Here is an 18,041-nt window from a genome sequence, read left to right on the forward strand (position 1 = left end):
TGCCGTATTTTATACGCCCGGCCTTCTGTCCGTAGGGCCGACGGGGTTATAGTTACCCTCCTTGGCGGAAATGGTGGCACGATACGCAGTGGTCATTTCCCCCGTGCCACTGGTTCCCGCAGGCGCATGCATGCCGGGGCCATACTGATCAGGATGTGGATTTTTGGCGATCTTCAGCCGTTTTATCCCTGACTCGCTGTCTTCCGCGCCCGTGCGTTCGCGCCTGCGTGAACGGTTGGCCGAAGCTGGCGGGCTGGGGCTGTGGAGTCTGGCGCTGTGTCTCGCCATCGCATTGTGGAGCTATAATCCACGCGATCCTTCAGCCAATACATCCAGCGCCCAGCCCCCGGCCAACCTGATGGGGCGGCCGGGCGCGTACATGGCCGACCTCATGTTGCAGGATTTCGGGGTCGTGGGGGTCGTCGCCATCCTGTGCCTGCTGGCGTGGGGGTGGCGGCTGGTCCGTCACCATGGCCTGGCTTCGGCGCTGTTGCGTTTCATTGCCCTGCTGTGCGGGCTGCCGGTCATCGCGGCCGATATCGCCGCATTGCCCCTGCTGGTCCCGGGTTTTCCCGCATGGCTCTGGCCAACCGGGGCCGGGCTGGGCGGGGCGGTTGGCCTGTCCGTCGCCCATATGTCCATTCAGGCGGCAACCGGGTTTGTCGGGCGTGGTGGCCCGGTCATCGTCTGGCTGCTCGGGCTGGTGCTGGGGGGGCTGCTTCTGCTGCTCGCCTTCGCCCTGTCCCTGTCGGAGTGGAAAGGGATCGGCCGTGGCATGCGGTTCGTACTGCGTCAGCCCGTGGTCGTAGCCCTGTGGCTGCGGCGGCTGGCCGGACAGACGAAAGACGCGGCAATCCCCCCTGACAGGCCCGGTTATTCCCCCCGTCCACCGGCTCCCGATTATCCATCGCCGCTTTCCGCCGCCCCTGCATCCGGGCAGGAACCCTATGTTCCCGCAGGTGGGGTAGCGGAGCCATCCATCGCCCCCGTGGCGGACAGGGCGCCCGAGCCTACTCCATCTCCCGGCACGGCCATGATGCCGGTGATGGAGATGCCCGCGTCAAAGCCGGTTGCGCCGCCCGCCGCAAAAAGCGTGCCCGCAATGGCGAAACCGCCGGAGGAAGCGCCCCGTCCCGCATTGGGTGGCCGTACTGCCGAGGGGAGCGCGCGCCCCGCGCAGGTATCGCTGCATACAAGCTGGATGCATCCGCCCGGCATGGATGAGGAAATCACCCAGCCCCTGCTGGGCGGGAGCACCCTGCCATCGGACCGCCTGCCGTGGCATGAGGATCCTGCGCCAACCCCCAATGATCCCACCGCCATTGCGTCGCATGAGGATCTGCCTGCTGCCGTTACGGAGCCCGTGCGCCCGACCCTCCTGTCGCGTTTTTTCTCCGGCGGACGGGCCGCGCCGGAGCCGGAACCCGTATCCGTGGCGGATGGGTACGCGCCGCCGCCCGCGGCCATGGCTGAGGAGTCGGATTATATCCCGTCCCCCCAGCCCCAGTGGCAGTTTCCCTCCCTGTCCCTGCTCAGGCCCCCGCCGGAGGATGCAGCGACCAAACCGACCGATGAACTGCTTCAGGCCAATGCGGCCCATCTCGTCACCGTCCTGTCGGAATATGGCGTGCAGGGGGAGATCGTGGCCTACCACGCGGGTCCGGTCGTCACGCTGTACGAACTCCAGCCCGCACCGGGCATCCGCGCCGCGCGCGTGATCGGGCTTGCGGATGATGTGGCGCGCTCCCTGTCGGTGCTGAGCGTGCGCATCGCAACCGTGCCGGGGCGCAATGTCATCGGGATCGAGGTGCCCAATACGCGGCGCGAGACGGTCTATTTTTCCGAACTGCTCATGGACCCGCAATGGTCGCATGCGCGGGCCCGTCTCAACCTCGCGCTGGGCAAGGATATCGCGGGCGAGTCGGTGTACAGCGATCTCGGTTCCATGCCGCATCTGCTCATCGCGGGCACGACCGGGTCGGGCAAGTCGGTTGGCGTGAACGCCATGATCCTGTCACTGCTCTATCGTCTCTCGCCCGAGCAGTGCCGCCTGATCCTGATCGACCCCAAGATTCTTGAACTGTCGATTTACGAGGGCATTCCCCACCTCATGACCCCGGTCGTGACGGAACCGGCCAAGGCGGTGGCGGCCCTCAAATGGGCGGTGCGGGAAATGGACCGCCGCTACCGCGCCATGGCGCATCTTCAGGTACGCAACATCGCCAGCTACAACGACCGCGTGGCCGAAGCGCGCGAACGTGGCGAGATCGTGACCCGCCGCGTACAGACCGGCTACGACCCGGAAACCGGCAAACCCACATTCGAGGAACAGCAGCTCGCCCTCGATTCGCTGCCCTATCTCGTGATCGTGGTGGATGAGATGGCCGATCTCATGATCGTGGCGGGCAAGGAAATCGAGGCCCTGCTGCAACGCCTCGCGCAGAAGGCGCGCGCGGCGGGCATCCACCTGATCCTCGCAACCCAGCGTCCGTCGGTCGATGTGATTACCGGCACCATCAAGGCCAATTTCCCCACACGCATTTCCTTTCAGGTCATCAGCAAGTTCGACAGCCGGACCATTCTGGGCGAACAGGGGGCCGAGCAGCTTCTGGGCCGGGGCGACATGCTGTTCATGCAGGCGGGCGGCCGGATCACGCGCGTGCATGGGCCGTTCGTGGATGATAGCGAGGTCGAGGCGGTCGTGGCGTTCCTGCGCACGCAGGGCGAGCCGATCTATGATGACGACGTCATTTCCCCCCAGGAAGATGACAGCGCGGGCAAGCCCTTTTCCGCGCCCGGCGGCGGGGCCGAGGAAGATGGCCTGTTCGCCCAGGCGGTCGAGGTCGTGGCGCGCGAAGGCAAGGCGTCCACCTCCTTCATCCAGCGCCACCTGTCGATCGGCTATAACCGCGCGGCCAAGATTATCGAGCAGATGGAAAAGGAAGGCCTGGTCAGCGAGGCCAACCATGTCGGGCGGCGTGAAGTGCTCATGCGGCGTCCCACGGAAGACGAATGAGCGCAAAGCCCCCTGCGCGCCCGACGGTGCGGGCAGCGCCTTCCGGTCCGCCGCCCTTTACGGTCCTGTACCGCGATAACAGGTTCGTGATCATCGACAAGCCGCCCGGCCTGCCTGTCCATCCCGGGCGGCACGGCGGCCCGAGCGTGGAGGACTGGTTCCCCCAGCTTTCACGTCACCGCACGGGTCCATGGCTGGCCCACAGGCTGGATCAGGATACATCGGGGTGTCTTGTCATCGCCCTGCGCAAGCATGCGCTGGTCGCAGCCCAGGCCTGTTTCGCGGCGGGGCGGGCGCGCAAGACGTACTGGGCCATCGTGCAGGGCGCGCCCACCGGGCTTTGCGGCGTGGTCGATGCACCGCTTGTGCGGGTGGAGCAGGGACGGCAGTGGTCCATGCAGAAGGTGGCGGCAGGCGGGCAGGACGCCCGCACGCGCTGGCGTGTCATGGGGCAGGGCCGGGACGCGGCGGGCCAGCCCATAAGCTGGCTGGAACTGGAGCTGGAAACGGGGCGAACTCACCAGGCCCGCGCGCATTGTGCCGTAATGGGCTGCCCCATACTGGGCGACAGCCGATATGGCGCGCGCGGGGAAGGGGCGTTATACCTCATGAGCCGGAGCATTCATCTGCCACTGGACAGTCCCGTACACGCCACGGCCATGCCACCGGAACATATGCGCCGTCTCATGGCACGGGCTGGCTGGTCCCTCCCGCCTGACAACGTGGAAAAGGAAGCAACACGGTGTTCGCCCACACATTGACGCAGGAACTGATGCGCGTTCTGGAACGGCCGGACCTGCGTGTGATTGCGGGGGAACGGCGGATCCTGCTCGATCCGGCGCTGGATCTTCCCTTCCGTATCCTGCCCGATGGGGGAATCGTGCTGGGCATGCCCGCGCAGGGGCAGCAGGAAGTCACGGCCTTCTACCTGCGCCATGCGCTGGAACTGGCCATCATGCTGGAAATCGCGCCGGACCGGCCAGTATGCGCCGCCTTCTGTGCGGCGCGTACGGCGGCGCTGTTCTGGTATCTCGATACCGGCAGGCAGGATGCGGACGCCCCGGCCCCATGGGTGCTGCGGATGGCGCGTTCTCACGTGCCGCCCGCCGATGACCTGCGTGAAATCTGGTCCTGCCTTGCCGCCTTGCAACCGCCACCTGCCCGGATGGACAGCGATGGGTTCACCACGCGGGCGCATGAGGCGCTCCAGGCCCTGTGGCCCCTGCTGGGCCCGACCGAGGCGCTCATGGCCACCGGCGGCGACGCCCGGCTGAGCGTGGATCCGGCCACCGGGCTCAACCATTACGGCTGTTCGCACCGGCCCCGGCCATGGGCCATCACCTTCGCTTCGTCCACCGCGTCTTCCCTGTCCGAACGGGGCTTCGCCGGGGCGGAAAAGGCGCGCCTGGCGCTTCTGGCGGGTGTGTTGCATGGCAGGCTGGAAACCACGGCCTGTGAACTTGATGCTGGGATACAGGCCCGGCTGGCCAAGCATTTTGGCCTCCGGGGGGATGAAGGCGTGGTGCTGGCGCCTTCGGGCACGGATTGTGAACTGTACGCGCTGGCCTGCGCGACCCTTGCGCCGGGCGGTCGGCCTGTCGGCAACATCCTCATCGCCCCGGAGGAAACCGGCAGCGGCGTCCCCCTTGCCGCCACCGGCTGCCATTTTGCCAATGATACCGCACGCGGCGTGGCGGTCATGTGTGGAACGCGGATCGAAGGATTCCCCGCCGATACGCTCGTCGCCAATGTTCCCATGCGCGATGCGCAGGGCCATGTCCGACCGCCCGCCGATGTCGATGCGGATACATGCCGCCTGACGCGGGAAATGCGTAAGGCCGGGCGGCACGTACTGCTGCACCGGCTGGATCTGTCCAAGACCGGCCTGCTGGCGCCGGGGCTGGAGGCGCTGGAACAGGCGGGCCAGCCCGATCCCGTGACCGGCGACCGCCCGGATGTGGTGGTCGATGCCTGTCAGGCCCGGCTCGATCCGGCACGGGTCCGCGCCTATCTGGACAGGGGCTGGATGGTGATGGTGACCGGCTCGAAATTCTTTACGGGGCCGCCTTTCTGTGGGGCGCTGCTGCTTCCGGCGGCAGTAAGGCGCAGGCTGGACGGCCCGCGCCCGGTGCCCGCCGGCCTGGGGGATTACAGCCACCGTTGCGCATGGCCCCGGGGCCGGGCCCTTGCGGGCCTGCCGGGTGGGCACAATATCGGCCTGATCCTGCGCTGGTGGGCCGCCCTGTCCGAAATGGCGGCATTCCGCGTCCTGCCGCGTGCGGTGGTCCATGACCGCCTGCGCGGGTTCCTCGCCACTGTCGAGGCCCGCATCATGGCGGACCCCCTGCTGGAACTGCTGCCTCCCGTCGCGCCCCGGCGGTCCCGTCTCGACCATGCATGGGACTGCCTGCCCACCATCATGTGCTTCTTCGTCCGCGCGCCCGACCATGCGGGTACAGGGTTCCGGCCGCTGGCGCTGGCGCAGGCGCGGCGGCTGTACGCATGGCTCAATACCGACCTGTCCGGCATCGTTCCGGCGAATGATCCCGATGCGGCCGTCGCCGCCGTGCTGTGCCATGTGGGCCAGCCGGTACCCATGGCCCATCCCGGCCTGCCGGGCGCGATTGCGGGGGTGCTGCGTATTTCCGCCGGGGCGCGGCTTGTCTCGGGCGAGCCATCGCATGAAGGCATGGACCCCACCGGGCGCCTGCGCCGGGAGGCCGGGAATGTAAGCCGGATCCTGGACAAGGTGGGGCTAATCCTGCGGCACTGGTCCCGGCTGAACAGCGCCGATCCGGTGCAGACTTACCTGCCGCGTGGCTGGCAGGCGCGGGCCATCCTGCCCGCCTGACAGGTAATGATTTTCTTTCCAGACGGATTTCGCGTGTGACAACCCAGAACAATCACGGCAATTTTCTCGATACCCCGCAATTGCAGCAGGGGATTACCCGCTTCTGGCTTATCCGCCATGCACTGGTGGAGCAGAATGCCCGCATGCACCTGTATGGCGCGATGGATGTGCCCCTGTGTCCGGACAGCCTGGTGGCCCAGCGCCGGATGTATGAATCACTGGCGCATCGCCTGCCCCGTCAGGCGCTGTGGTTCACCTCGCCGCTATGCCGTACGCAGCAGACCGCCCGCGCCATTCAGGAAGCCGGATACGGCCCCCATGAATGGCGGGTCGAGCCGGGCTTTATCGAACAGTCCATGGGTGACTGGCACGGCATTACCCATGACACCCTGCCCGACAGGCTGAGCCTGCCCGCCCATCCGTTCTGGTCCGTGGGCGCCACCGAACTGCCGCCACAGGGGGAAAGCATGGTGCAGGTCTGCGCCCGTGTGGGGGCCTGTCTCGATCGGCTGGCCAGCGAACATGCGGGGCGGGACATGGTTGTGGTCAGCCACGGGGGGGCCATCCGCGCGGCCCTTGCGCATGCCCTGCGGATCCATGCCGAAACCGCGCTGCATTTCTCGATCCAGAACCTGGCGCTCAGCGTGATCGAGCGCCTGCCCGAAGGCTGGCGTATCGTGACGGTGAACGAACTGCCCATGCCCTGATCCGCCGTCAACGCGGGTGGAAAGAGAGCATGCAGGTCAGTGCGCAGGGGGTGGCCGGCTGCGCGGGGCGGTCGCATCGGTCGTCTGCCGTCGCCATTGCCGCGACAATGGCGGCGGTGGCAAGAACCAGTGTAAGCATATGCATGACCTTACCCCCAAGCACGTGGGTCGGTCGCGATCCGGGCAAGCACTACGGAACCCGGAAAAATGACCGGCCTGTGTCTGTCTGCCTGATGGGCATGCGCGCGATCCCTGTCGCGGCATGTCACGTTCCTGAAACGGTTTGTGTCACGATACAGTTGCGCCGATCCACCAAAAAACACCATGGAACGTTTATGGGGTGGAATGGGAACGGGCCTGCCGGGGCGCGTATTACGATCGGGGAGACATGATGCCCACATCCCTGCTGTCGGGCCTGTTGCCGGGTCATTTCATGGATATCGCGATGGCGGAGGCGCGCGCCGCCGCCGGGCGGGGCGAGGTTCCGGTTGGAGCCGCCCTGTCCGGTCCGGACGGCGTGCTGCTGGCGCGCGCGGGCAACCGGGTGGAGGAATGGGGCGACCCGTCCGCCCATGCGGAAATGCAGGTGATGCGCGCGGCGGTCCGGCAGTGCGGGGGTGCGCGGCTTGCGGGGTGCGTGCTGTATGTCACGCTGGAGCCATGCCCGATGTGCGCGGCGGCGGCGACGCATTTCAGGGTCGGGCGGATCGTGTTCGGGGCCTATGACCCCAAGGGTGGCGGCGTGGAGCATGGCCCGCGCGTATTTTCCCACCCGCGCTGCCTGCACCGCCCCGAAATCGTGGGGGGCGTGCGCGAGCGTGAGGCGGGGCGGCTGCTACAGGATTTTTTCCGGGGCCTGCGTGCCTAACCTATTTGTCATGCAACGGTATGGGACGGGCTGGCTCACTTGCGGCACAATGCGGGCAGTGGGACTGTAAGCATCGGCGGCCAGTCCCGCCCGTTATTTCGAGATTGCAGCAGGACCATCATGTTCAGGGGTACCATGTCAGACGTATTACGGTCGAACACCACTTCCTCGCGCCGGTTTCGCAGCCACCTGATGGCCTCCCTGGTAGCCGGCACGGTGGCGGGGGGCTGCCTGTCCGCCGCCGTGCCCGCCCGGGCCGATGACAGCGGGGTGATCCGCCCTGATACACAGATCCAGCAACTGCCGAATTTCGTCAATCTCGTCAAACAGGTCAAACCGGCGGTCGTCTCGATCACGGCGCGCATCAAGGACCCCGACATGAGCGAGGAAGCCGGGGCCGGCGGTGGCATGCCCGGTGGCTTCCCGTTCCCCTTTCCCTTCCAGATGATGCCGCAGCAGGGCCACCAGACGGTGGAAGCCCGCGGTTCGGGTTTCGTCATCTCGGCCGATGGCTACGTCGTGACCAACAACCATGTGGTCAAGGGCGCCAGCAAGGTGACTGTCACGCTTGATGACGGCACGGCATTGCCCGCCAAGATCGTCGGGCGCGATTCCAAGACCGATATCGCCCTGCTGAAGGTCACTCCCTCGGGCAAGCTGCGCTTCATCGAACTGGGTGATTCCGACAGGGTGGAGCCGGGTGAATGGGTCGTCGCCGTGGGCAATCCGTATGGCCTTGGCGGCACGGTGACCGCCGGTATCGTCTCCGCCCGGGGGCGCGATATTGGTGATGGCCCCTATGATTCCTTCATTCAGGTCGATGCGCCCATCAACCGGGGCAATTCCGGCGGCCCGCTCTTTACGCAGGATGGCAAGGTGGTGGGTGTGAACACCGCCATCCTGTCGCCCTCGGGCGGGTCGATCGGCATTGGCTTCGCCATCCCGTCCGATACCGTGAAGAATGTTGTCGACCAGCTTGAAAAGACCGGCCATGTCACGCGCGGCTATCTGGGCGTGACGGCGCAGGCGATCACCCCGTCCATGGCCAGCGCGCTGGGGATGAAGCCTTCCACCACCGGCGCGCCTGTAACCGGCGCGCTGGTGGCGAGTGTCAGCGCGGGCAGCCCGGCGGAAAAGGCGGGGCTGAAGGCCGGTGATGTCGTGACGGAACTCAACGGTCAGGCCATCGACACCCCGCATACGCTGGCGGTCAAGGTCGCCTCCATCGTGCCGGGAACCAAGACCTCCGTTTCCTACCTGCGCAACAACAAACCGCAGACGGCCAGTATCGTCATCGCCAGCCTGGGCAAGGGCGGCACGGCCGACAGCACCGTGGGCGACGCCCCGCATGATGCGGATAAAGGCCCCCGTCTGGGTGTGACCCTTGCCCCCCTGACCCCGGACCTGCGCCAGCAACTGGGGCTGGAGGATAGCGTGCGCGGCGTGGTCGTGAGCGATGTGCAGGCTGGCTCCCCGGCTGAACAGGCGGGCATTCACGCGGGCGATGTCATTCAGGCGGTGGGTGAAGTCCCGGTTGAGAACCCGCGCGCCACGGTTTCCGCCATAAGGCAGGCGCTGCAGGCCAACCATTCCGTACTGTTGCGGGTGGTGCGCAACGGGCAGAGCGTTTTCGTGGCGGTCAGCCCCAATGCGGATGAAGGCGACGCGGCGGCTGGTGAAGACGACGACCAGTAATTCCCAACGCCATTCATCGGGTTGCCTGAGGGCCGACGCAGCGATGCGTCGGCCCTTTTTTGTATCTTCCGATGGGTTCGCAAGGGAGTTTTTTGCTGTTCCGTCCAAAAAAACGGGTGGCGATGATTGTGGCAGGGCGGTTTCTTGCCTTATCTGCTCGCATCGCCATGTTTGTTTCCGGAGGGATGATGACCGGCCCAGCACTATCCGAAACGCAGGAACCATCCCGCGCCCGCCTGATCGATGGCAAGGGATTCGCCTCCCGCCTGACGCAGGATATCGCGGCCGATGTCCAGGCTTTCTATGACCGGCACCACATTACTCCCGGCCTTGCCGTGGTGCTGGTGGGCAACGACCCGGCCAGTGAGGTCTATGTGCGCAACAAGGCGCTCCAGACCCACCGCGCGGGTATGCGCTCGTTCATGCACATGCTGCCCGCCACCACGTCGCAGGACGAACTGCTGGGGCTGGTCGAACGCCTGAACGTGGATCCCGAAATCCATGGCATCCTTGTCCAGCTCCCGCTTCCCGCCGGGCTGGACCCGGTCGCGGTCACTAACGCCATTGCTCCGGAAAAGGATGTGGACGGCCTGGGCGTGGTCAATGCCGGGCGGCTGGCGCTGGGCCTGCCGGGGCTGGTGCCATGCACCCCGCTGGGCTGCCTGCTGCTGCTGCGCCATTACGTGGGCGACATGCGGGGTAAGGACGCGCTGGTGATCGGGGCGTCCAACCTGGTGGGGCGTCCCATGGCGGAACTGCTGCTGCAGGAGGGCTGCACCGTAACCGTGGCGCATATCGACACACGTGATACGGCGGCGCTCGCGCGGCAGGCGGATATCGTGGTGGTGGCGACCGGGGTGCGTGAACTGGTGCGGGGTGACTGGATCAAGCCCGGCGCCACGGTCATTGACGTGGGTATTTCCCGTGTCACGCTGCCTTCGGGCAAGACGCGGCTGGTCGGGGATGTGAAATTCGATGAAGTCGTGCAGCATGCGGGCCTGATTACCCCCGTTCCCGGTGGGGTCGGCCCCATGACGATCGCCTGCCTGCTCCGCAACACCCTTGATGCGGCGCGCATGATCGTGGAAGCACAGGCGCGCTGAAAGCGCCGTTCCGTACACAGGAAAAAAGAATGACCCTGACTTCTGTAGAACTGATTCCGCGGGATCCGGAAACGCTGCTGCGCGATGCGCGGGAGGTCAGCGAGGTATTTCCCGATGCGCAGATGATCAATATCCCCGATCTGTTGCGCTTCCCCCTGCGAAGCTGGGAGGCGGCTGCGCTGGTCCGGCCCGTCTTTTCCCGTGTGGTGCCCCATATCCGCGCCATCGACATCGCCCCCGATGGTCCCCTGCCGGGCGCGGAGGATGAGGGCCTGCGCGAGGTACTGGTGGTGCAGGGCGATCCGCCATCGGATCTGAAGCACCGGACCTACCCCAACACGACCGAGAGCATCATCACACGCTACCGCCGCGAAGCGCCGCACCTGACCGTGTATGCCGCCTTTGACCCGTACCGCCGCGCGCCGTATCAGGAAATGGAGGCCATCGCGCGCAAGAAAGATGCGGGGGCGGCGGGCCTGTTCACCCAGCCCGTGTTCGACATGCGCATGCTTGATCTGTGCATGAACTGGCTGCATGGCGAAAACGTGTTCTGGGGCATTTCCCCCGTGGTCGGCCCCAAGTCGCGTTCCTACTGGGAAACGACGAACCACGTCATCTTCCCCCCCCATTTCGAACCGACGATAGAGGCCAACATCGCCTTTGCCCGGCAGATGATGGAGGCCGTGGCCAGGGCGGGGGGCAATACCTATCTCATGCCGTTGCGCGTCAATCTGGCGCGGTACCTCACGCCGCTGCGCAAGGAATAGGGAACCGGGGCGGGGTGGTCAGATCCATCCCCGCGCCCGGATCAGCCCGAATGCCGCGATCGTGACCATGCAGGTAATGCGTCCGTCCCCGATCATGGCCTCCATTTCCGCCAGCGTGACGGTGTGGCAGGTAATGTCTTCCTCCGTCTCCTCACGCTGGTGCGGCCCCTGGCTCAGTCCGGTGGCAAGATAGGCCCGCCCTTTCTGCGTGGAGTAGCCCGCCCCCTGGTACAGCAGGCCGGCATCACGCATTTCAGTGGCGACGAGGCCGGTTTCCTCCCGCAGTTCGCCACGCGCCACGTCCTCTGGCGTGGCGTCGGGGCGGTGCTCCCACATGCCCATGGGCAGTTCCCACATCCGCCTGCCCACGGGGTAGCGATACTGGCGGATAAGGGTGATGCGTCGCTGCGCGCCCCCCGCATCATCCCATAGCGGCAGGATCACGACGAAATCCCCCCGTTCCACCACCCCGTACAGGCCCTGCACGCCATTGGGTCGGATGATGATGTCCTCCCTTACGCGGGTCCATGGGTTTTCATAGGCGGTGCGGGTGGAAACGGTCACATATCCGCCTGCATCCGGCGTGGGGGATTGCGTCATGAAGGGTCCATCCTCTGTAATCATACCGTGTGCATCCGCATGCCATGCAACAGGGGTATGGCGTGGGAGTTGATGCTATCATCAGGATTTTGCAGTTTTTTCCATAATTCGTATTGTTGTTTCGTTCCAACGCATTCTGTCCGCCGATCCGGGCCGCCGCCATGTGCGCCGGTCGATCCTCTCGTGGAGTTTACGCGTATCATGTCCGGCTCGCAGGCCCCATCGGTATCCCATACACGGCGTATCCTGTCCGTCGTGCTGTTCAACCTGCTGTGTTATATTGATATCGGCCTGCCGATGGCGGTCATTCCGGTTTTTGTGCATCAGGTGCTTGGCTACAACACGGTACTGGCCGGGTTCGCCGTTTCCATCCAGTATCTCGCCACCTTCGCCTCCCGCGCCAGCGCGGGACGCCAGACGGACCGCCTGGGGGCCAAGCCCACGGTGGTGAAGGGGCTGGCCATATGCACGCTGTCGGGTGTGATGCTGCTGCTGTCGGGGGTGCTGCTGCACTTCGCCATGCTCTCCATCGTGTTGCTGATACTGAGCCGCATCCTGCTGGGGGTGGGCGAAAGCTGGACCGCGACGGGCGCCATCATGTGGAATATCGGGCGGGTGGGCGCGGCCCGGACGGCGCAGGTCATTTCATGGAACGGGATCACATCCTATGGCGGGATCGCGCTTGGCGCGCCCATCGGGCAGATCCTGTCCGGCCTGCCGCTGCCTTATGGCGGGCTGACCATGGTGGGGGTGCTGTCCGCTGTTCTGGCCCTGTTCGGGTTCGTGCTGGCGCGGCGCTACGACCCCGTGCCGCCCGTGCCAGGCAGCGGGCCGCCCATGCCCTTCCGCGCGGTGTTCATGCGCGTGCTGCCCCATGGGCTGGTGCTGGCCTGTGGCTCGGTCGGGTTCGGTACGATTTCCGCCTGCCTGGCCCTGTTCTATGCCAATAACCACTGGGATGGCGCGGCCGTGGCGCTGACCGGATTCGGGCTCATGTTCTGTCTGGTCCGGTTCCTGTTCGCCCGCCAGATCGACCGCCGGGGCGGCCTGATCGTCACCCTCGTATCGCTGCTGGTGGAAACGCTGGGGCTGGTGGTGCTGTGGCGGTGCCACACCATGGCGGGGGCGGCCATCGGGGCGATATTGACCGGGGCGGGGTTCTCGCTGGTCTTTCCCGCCATGGGGGTGCTGGCGGTCACGCGCGTGGGGCCGGAAAACAGGGGGGCCGCGCTGGGGGCGTTTTCGGTTTTTCTCGATATCGCGGTGGGGCTGTCCGGGCCATTGCTGGGGCTGGTGATCCAGACAATGGGGTATGGCGCGCTGTTTCTTGTCTCGGCCCTGTTTACGCTGGCCGGCGTGGGTGCGACCATTGTACTGAAATTCCTGCCGCGCTGATCCGCGCGCAGATTGACTGACTGATATTTTCCGTGGGGAGCTGAGCTGGATAGATGCAGATTTCATCCGTTGCCGTTTTTTGTGGTTCGCGCTTCGGGGTGCGACCGGAATACGCGGCCGAGGCCCGCAAACTGGGCACAGCACTGGGGCAGGCTGGCGTAAGGCTGGTTTATGGCGGGGGCCATGTCGGGCTCATGGGGGCCGTGGCGGATGCGACGCTGGCCGCTGGCGGCACGGTTACAGGGGTCATTCCGTCCTTCCTGCATGACCGTGAGATCATGCATGAAGGGGTGACCGACCTGACCGTGACCGAAAGCATGCATGACCGCAAGGCGCTCATGTTCGCCGCGTCCGACGCCTTCGTGGTCATGCCGGGCGGGCTGGGTACGTTTGACGAGACGATCGAGATCATGACCTGGCGGCAACTGCGCCAGCATGACAAGCCGATCTATATCGTCAACATCGCGGGCTGGGCGGATGCGCTGCTGGCCATGGTCGATGCCTGCATTACGGATGGTTTCGCCGCCCCCACGGCGCGTGACCTGTTTGAAGTGATGCCCGATGTCCAGACACTGATGGCGACCCTGGCGGCATTGCCCGCGCAGGCGAGCGCGCGCGACACGGTGGCAACGCTGTAAAACTTTTCATCTATCCCCTTGCGTAAAAAGGCATGGGCTTGTATAGCCGCCTGCAACGGAGTGTAGCTCAGCCTGGTAGAGCACTGTGTTCGGGACGCAGGGGCCGGAGGTTCGAATCCTCTCACTCCGACCAGTTTTGCAGGCCGGTCACCGCAGGGTGGCCGGCCTGTCTGGTTCAGGGCGTCCTGCGCCCCGGAGGTTGCGGTCGGTGGTGAAATATTTTATCCCCAATCGCCTCATATGAGGTGCGGTCGGGCCGGATGGTTGCCCGCCATATTCTCCTCCGTTCTGTGAACTCCCGGGACCTTACCGATCATGCAAGTTGCCGTCGCACCCGCGCATAATGACATGCATGCCCGGTGCGCGCCCCGGCCGGGGCCGGAACTGAGTATCATCATTCCGTGCTATAATGAGCGTGGCAATATCGAGCCGCTGTTCCGCGCGGTGGCCGCGGCGGTGACGCGCTATACGTGGGAACTCATCTTCGTCGATGACAATTCGCCCGATGGCACGATAGATGAGGTCTGGCGTCTGGCGCGGGCGGATAGCCGGGTGCGCGGTATCGTGCGTGTTGGCCGGCGTGGGCTGTCCTCCGCCGTGATCGAGGGGATCCTGTCTTCCTCCGCCCCGGTTGTCGCGGTGATGGACGGGGACATGCAGCATGATGAAAGCCTGCTGGAACGCATGGCCGACGCCATAACCGTGGAAGGTTACGATGTCGCGGTCGGTAGCAGGCATGTGGAAGGTGGCGACAATAGCGGACTGGCCAATGCGTGGCGGCTGCTGCTGTCAAATGCGGGCATAAGGATCGCGCAGTATTTCCTGCCCGTGCGGATCACCGACCCGATGAGCGGGTTCTTTGCCGTTCGCCGCGACCTGTTTGTAAAATCCGTCCACAAGCTGTCGGGAAGGGGATTCAAGATTCTGCTAGATATGCTGATGGTCCAGAAGACGCCCCCCAGAATTATCGAACTGCCCTTTATCTTCCGTACCCGTCAGGCGGGTGAAAGCAAGATGGGCAAGAAGGTGCTGTTCCAGTTCGCCCAGATGATTTCCCACAACCTGCGGGCACGGAAGAAGCGGGCTGGGCACAAATAAGACCCGACCTATGATTTAAGAAAATTAAGAGAGTTTTTGGTGAAGCTTTTTTCAAAAAGCTTCAGGTAACGCCGCCTTTTTTCAAAAAGGCGGCACCCAAGAACTTTTATTGTTTATTTTCAGTTTTTGATTCCGGCACAGCCGTACCCGCTGCATCCGGCACAGGTTTACCGTTCCCGGCAGGCTGAGCGGTGGGTGCCGCCTCTTTCGGTACCGCCGGAGGGGATGGCGCCGTATTATTATCGGTCGATGGGCCACCTTCCTGCCCGGTTGCCGGGGCGGGGGAGGACGCAGATGCCTTGTCTGGTGCTGGTGCTGGTGCAGGCGTAGCGGCGGGCTCCGGTGTGGCGGGGGCCGATGTGCCGGGCTGCGCCGCGGGAATCGGCTGCGGCGCGGAAGCAGGGGCCACCGTGCCGTTCACCGGGGCCGGAGTATCGGCCGGGGCCGGGACAGGCGGCGCTGCCGTCTCGGTGGGTGCTGGGGACGTTGACTGTGGCTGAGATTGTGGCTGTGGCGATGCAGGTGCCTGCTGTCCGTCCGGGGTATTGTTCGCAGGCTGCGGCGTACTGGCGCTGGCATCGGTATTGGCGCTGGCCGGGGCGGCGGGCTGCGGTTGGGCTGCAGGCGGCACCAGGGTGGGCGATGACGGGGCGCTGGCCCCCACGGTGGACATCTGCGGCAGGGCCGGGGTCGGCGCCACGGGAAGTGGCGTCAGCGTGACGGAAGGCTGGGTATAGCGGCTCAGGGTATCGGCATCGCTCTGCACGCCATAGGCGTTCATGGGCGGCAGCGGCTGGGGCGATGGCTGGTCAGCCGCCGGGTTACGGTCAAGCACCACGCGCGTATTCTGCGGGTAACGGTTCATAAGGCCCAGCAGCGTGCCATTGGTCCAGCCGAACCCGATCTGCATGGGGTATTCCCCGCCACCCTTGCCGCCCTTGGGGCTGATATAGGGATTGACCACATCATATTTTTCCAGCAGCACGCCGGATTTTTCATAGGTGCCGATCACGCGGCCCATCCACCGCGCCGCGATGTCGCTTGCCAGTGTGTCATAGCCGTACTGGTTGAAGCCCTTGACCGCCATCCATTGCAGCGGCGCCCAGCCGTTGGGGGAATCCCACTGCTGCCCGCTGGTGCGTTCGGTGGCGATCAGGCCGCCTATCTTGAGCAGGTTCTTGCGCACGGTTTCCGATACGGCCTTGGCCTGTTCCGGCGTGGCCATCTGCAGGAACAGCGGCATGACCGTGGCCCCGGACAGGATGGAGGTCGATTCCCCCTTCTTCCAGTCATAATCGATGAAGGCGGCGCGCCGTTCATCCCACAGGAAGCGGTGCAGCGCGTCGATGCGTTCCTGCGCCAGGCGGGCATAGAGGGTGGCGTTTTCCTTGTTGCCCTTCAGGTCATAGGCATGGGCCAGTGTCTGCTGCAGGTGCGGGATCAGGCTGTTGAGTTCCACCGTCAGCAGTTCGGTGGTGTGGATGGTGGACAGGGTATGGCCATCGGCCAGCCAGCGCGATGAAAAATCCCACCCCGTTTCCGACCCGGCGCGCAGGTCGCGATAGACGTCTTCCTTCGGGCGGTCGGAATGCGCGGCGGTGGCGATATCCTGCGGGTAGCTCTCGTCACGCGGGGTGTCGCGGTCATCCCAGTGGCGGTTCATGAGCGTACCGTCGGGCAGGCGCACCACATGGCGGTAGGCGCCCCCCGGCGGTACGGAGTCCTGCCCGTCCATCCAGTAGTCATATTCCGCCTGCAGTTCGGGCAGGAAGGTGAGATAGGCCACCTGCCCGTCATGCATGGCCAGCAGGTCCACCATAAGCGAGAAGAACGGCACCTGCGAACGGCTGAGGTAATAGGTCCGGCTGCCATTGGGGATATGGCCGTACCGGTCGATCATCGAGGCCATGTCGCGCACCATGTCGCGCATGAGGTCGATCTTCTGGTTTTCGTACAGCCCGATCATGGTGAAGTAGCTGTCCCAGTAATACAGCTCACTGAAGCGCCCGCCGGGCACGACATAGGTATAGGGCAGCGCCAGAAGCGAGGAATAGGCCACCTGCGTATCAGGGGGGCGGCTCAGCACTTCCCACATGCCGTTGATGTAATCGCGCACATTTTCATCGGGGCTGCGCTGGTAGGATACGGTCTTGCGTTCAGGCAGGGTGAAGTGCTGCGCCACGAAATCCTGAAGCGAGAAGTCCGGGCGCAGCCGGGCCAGCTTGTACTCCGCCAGCAGGTCCGTCGGGGCTTCATCGGGTATGGCGTCGGCGGCGGTCTTGGCGTCGGTGTAGATATGCGCCTCGCCAATGGCCTGGAACAGGCCGTCCAGCGCGATCGATGGCGGGCGCAGATCCTGCGCCGGAGCCAGTGACGCCCCAGCCAGTGACGCCCCGGGGGCGGGTGACCGGGCCTCAGCCGCCGGGGGAGCGGGGGGGGCGCTTGTTGACGTCGCGCCATCCGCGTGCGCCGCTGTCTGCGGGCTCTGCGGGCTCTGCGGGCTCTGCGGGCTCTGCGGGCTCTGCGGGCTCTGCGGGCTCTGCGGGCTCTGCGGGCTCTGCGGGCTGGTCGTCTGGGGGGGCGCGGCCGGAATGGGGGCGGCAGGCTCCGCGCCATCGGGCGTGGGCGCTACGGCGGCGGGCGGCGTAGCGGTCTGTGCCGTGGGGGCTGGCGCGGACGCGGGGGGGGCGCTGACGGGTGCCGGTGCCGGTGCCGGAGTTGGGGCCGGGGTGGGGGCGGGGGGCGTGGCCGTGCTTCCACCGGCGGTGGTCCCGGCCGGAAGGGCAGGGGGAACGGGGCCCGGCATCACGGGGTTCGGGTTCTGGTCCGGTGGTGTCACAGGTGTCGGGGTCTGTGGTGCAGGCGGCATGGTTCCGCTCCCTGAAAGCGGTTCAGGCTTGGGCACCGAGTCGGGCTGGTCGGTCCGCGCCGCCGGTTCAGCTACCGGGCTGCCTGTCGGTTCCGGCGCAGGAGGTGCCGCTGCTGTCCGTTCCGTGCCGGTGGGCGCGGACGGGACGGCAGCGGGAGGCTGCGGGGGAAGGGTCTGTGATGTGGCGGATTCCGTTTCTGTCTGGCCCAGCGCGGGCGTACCCGCGCAGAGAAGACCGATGACAAGTAATCCGGCCTGCCGGGAAAAAGAGCGGGACAGAGTTGAATCGCACAGGAGGGAAATTCTCACGAGACGCCGTTTCTCCGAACAATGGAAGTCCAATCTTTGTACACTGTTCTATCTTTCATCCCTATCACAAAGGGAAACAGCCCAAATGAAAGGAAGTTCATTTCCCGGCATCGCATCTGTCATGA

At 65.4% G+C, this 18,041-nt stretch carries 14 protein-coding genes and 1 tRNA gene; 12 read left to right on the top strand and 3 right to left on the bottom strand.

The annotated features are described in order from the left end of the window. The first annotated feature begins 163 nt into the window (after positions 1-163). Genes LDL28_RS09630 through LDL28_RS09645 form a run of 4 tightly spaced genes read left to right on the top strand, consistent with a single transcriptional unit; the run spans position 164 to position 6,574 of the window. Positions 164-3,016, top strand: coding sequence for a DNA translocase FtsK (locus tag LDL28_RS09630; protein WP_233058345.1), 2,853 nt, complete (start codon positions 164-166; stop codon positions 3,014-3,016). Continuing rightward, entirely contained in the window at positions 3,013-3,777 is a 765-nt protein-coding gene (locus LDL28_RS09635) for an RluA family pseudouridine synthase (protein WP_233058346.1), read from the top strand. Before LDL28_RS09630 ends, LDL28_RS09635 begins: the two co-directional genes overlap by 4 nt. Then, complete coding sequence (locus LDL28_RS09640; protein ID WP_233058347.1) at positions 3,759-5,867, top strand: hypothetical protein; 2,109 nt, start codon at positions 3,759-3,761, stop codon at positions 5,865-5,867. The genes LDL28_RS09635 and LDL28_RS09640 overlap by 19 nt, the downstream gene beginning before the upstream one ends. A gap of 35 nt (positions 5,868-5,902) precedes the next feature. Next, the gene (locus LDL28_RS09645; protein ID WP_233058348.1) at positions 5,903-6,574 is read left to right on the top strand and encodes a histidine phosphatase family protein; all 672 of its coding nucleotides are present in this window, start codon (positions 5,903-5,905) and stop codon (positions 6,572-6,574) included. 7 nt (positions 6,575-6,581) lie between these two features. On the opposite strand, the gene LDL28_RS09650 is transcribed toward LDL28_RS09645, so the two are convergent. Beyond that, on the bottom strand, positions 6,582-6,719 hold the full coding sequence (locus LDL28_RS09650) for a hypothetical protein (protein WP_233058349.1): 138 nt from the start codon (positions 6,717-6,719) through the stop codon (positions 6,582-6,584). Positions 6,720-6,965: 246 nt separating this feature from the next. Here LDL28_RS09650 and LDL28_RS09655 point away from each other — a divergent pair, with 246 nt between their 5' ends. The 4 genes from LDL28_RS09655 (at position 6,966) to LDL28_RS09670 (ending at position 11,007) form a co-directional block, all read left to right on the top strand. Then, on the top strand, positions 6,966-7,442 hold the full coding sequence (locus tag LDL28_RS09655) for a nucleoside deaminase (RefSeq protein WP_370636381.1): 477 nt from the start codon (positions 6,966-6,968) through the stop codon (positions 7,440-7,442). Positions 7,443-7,562: 120 nt separating this feature from the next. Continuing rightward, a complete protein-coding gene (locus LDL28_RS09660) occupies positions 7,563-9,137 on the top strand; it encodes a trypsin-like peptidase domain-containing protein (protein WP_233058351.1) in 1,575 nt (524 codons plus the stop codon). 188 nt (positions 9,138-9,325) lie between these two features. Continuing rightward, positions 9,326-10,240, top strand: a complete 915-nt coding sequence (gene folD, locus LDL28_RS09665) for a bifunctional methylenetetrahydrofolate dehydrogenase/methenyltetrahydrofolate cyclohydrolase FolD (RefSeq protein WP_370636301.1) — start codon at positions 9,326-9,328, stop codon at positions 10,238-10,240. A gap of 29 nt (positions 10,241-10,269) precedes the next feature. Next, positions 10,270-11,007 carry a methylenetetrahydrofolate reductase gene (locus tag LDL28_RS09670; RefSeq protein WP_233058353.1) on the top strand — a complete coding sequence of 246 codons (738 nt, stop codon included), beginning with the start codon at positions 10,270-10,272 and terminating at the stop codon, positions 11,005-11,007. An 18-nt stretch (positions 11,008-11,025) separates the two neighbouring features. Here the strand turns inward: LDL28_RS09670 and LDL28_RS09675 are convergent, their stop codons facing one another. Next, a complete protein-coding gene (locus LDL28_RS09675; protein WP_233058354.1) occupies positions 11,026-11,607 on the bottom strand; it encodes an NUDIX hydrolase in 582 nt (193 codons plus the stop codon). A gap of 201 nt (positions 11,608-11,808) precedes the next feature. Between LDL28_RS09675 and LDL28_RS09680 the strand changes: the two genes are divergently transcribed. From LDL28_RS09680 to LDL28_RS09695, 4 genes are all read left to right on the top strand, one after another. Further along, entirely contained in the window at positions 11,809-13,002 is a 1,194-nt protein-coding gene (locus LDL28_RS09680) for an MFS transporter (RefSeq protein WP_233058355.1), read from the top strand. A gap of 53 nt (positions 13,003-13,055) precedes the next feature. Next, positions 13,056-13,640, top strand: a complete 585-nt coding sequence (locus LDL28_RS09685; protein ID WP_233058356.1) for a TIGR00730 family Rossman fold protein — start codon at positions 13,056-13,058, stop codon at positions 13,638-13,640. 56 nt (positions 13,641-13,696) lie between these two features. Further along, positions 13,697-13,773: transfer RNA gene (locus LDL28_RS09690), tRNA-Pro, on the top strand. A 182-nt stretch (positions 13,774-13,955) separates the two neighbouring features. Then, complete coding sequence (locus LDL28_RS09695) at positions 13,956-14,738, top strand: polyprenol monophosphomannose synthase (protein WP_233058357.1); 783 nt, start codon at positions 13,956-13,958, stop codon at positions 14,736-14,738. A 106-nt stretch (positions 14,739-14,844) separates the two neighbouring features. Here LDL28_RS09695 and treF read toward each other — a convergent pair whose 3' ends face one another. After that, the gene (gene treF / locus LDL28_RS09700; protein WP_370636382.1) at positions 14,845-17,607 is read right to left on the bottom strand and encodes an alpha,alpha-trehalase TreF; all 2,763 of its coding nucleotides are present in this window, start codon (positions 17,605-17,607) and stop codon (positions 14,845-14,847) included. Positions 17,608-18,041 lie beyond the last annotated feature (434 nt).

The organism is Komagataeibacter sp. FNDCR2 (assembly GCF_021295395.1).
Lineage (GTDB): Bacteria > Pseudomonadota > Alphaproteobacteria > Acetobacterales > Acetobacteraceae > Komagataeibacter.

Excerpts from the sequence above, each read along its gene's own strand:
- LDL28_RS09635 (WP_233058346.1), top strand. The coding sequence starts at position 3,013 with ATGAGCGCAAAGCCCCCTGCGCGCCCGACGGTGCGGGCAGCGCCTTCC.
- LDL28_RS09650 (WP_233058349.1), bottom strand. The coding sequence starts at position 6,719 with ATGCATATGCTTACACTGGTTCTTGCCACCGCCGCCATTGTCGCGGCA.
- LDL28_RS09655 (WP_370636381.1), top strand. The coding sequence starts at position 6,966 with ATGCCCACATCCCTGCTGTCGGGCCTGTTGCCGGGTCATTTCATGGAT.
- LDL28_RS09660 (WP_233058351.1), top strand. The coding sequence starts at position 7,563 with ATGTTCAGGGGTACCATGTCAGACGTATTACGGTCGAACACCACTTCC.
- folD (WP_370636301.1), top strand. The coding sequence starts at position 9,326 with ATGACCGGCCCAGCACTATCCGAAACGCAGGAACCATCCCGCGCCCGC.
- LDL28_RS09670 (WP_233058353.1), top strand. The coding sequence starts at position 10,270 with ATGACCCTGACTTCTGTAGAACTGATTCCGCGGGATCCGGAAACGCTG.
- LDL28_RS09675 (WP_233058354.1), bottom strand. The coding sequence starts at position 11,607 with ATGACGCAATCCCCCACGCCGGATGCAGGCGGATATGTGACCGTTTCC.
- LDL28_RS09680 (WP_233058355.1), top strand. The coding sequence starts at position 11,809 with ATGTCCGGCTCGCAGGCCCCATCGGTATCCCATACACGGCGTATCCTG.
- LDL28_RS09685 (WP_233058356.1), top strand. The coding sequence starts at position 13,056 with ATGCAGATTTCATCCGTTGCCGTTTTTTGTGGTTCGCGCTTCGGGGTG.
- LDL28_RS09695 (WP_233058357.1), top strand. The coding sequence starts at position 13,956 with ATGCAAGTTGCCGTCGCACCCGCGCATAATGACATGCATGCCCGGTGC.
- treF (WP_370636382.1), bottom strand. The coding sequence starts at position 17,607 with ATGCCGCCTGCACCACAGACCCCGACACCTGTGACACCACCGGACCAG.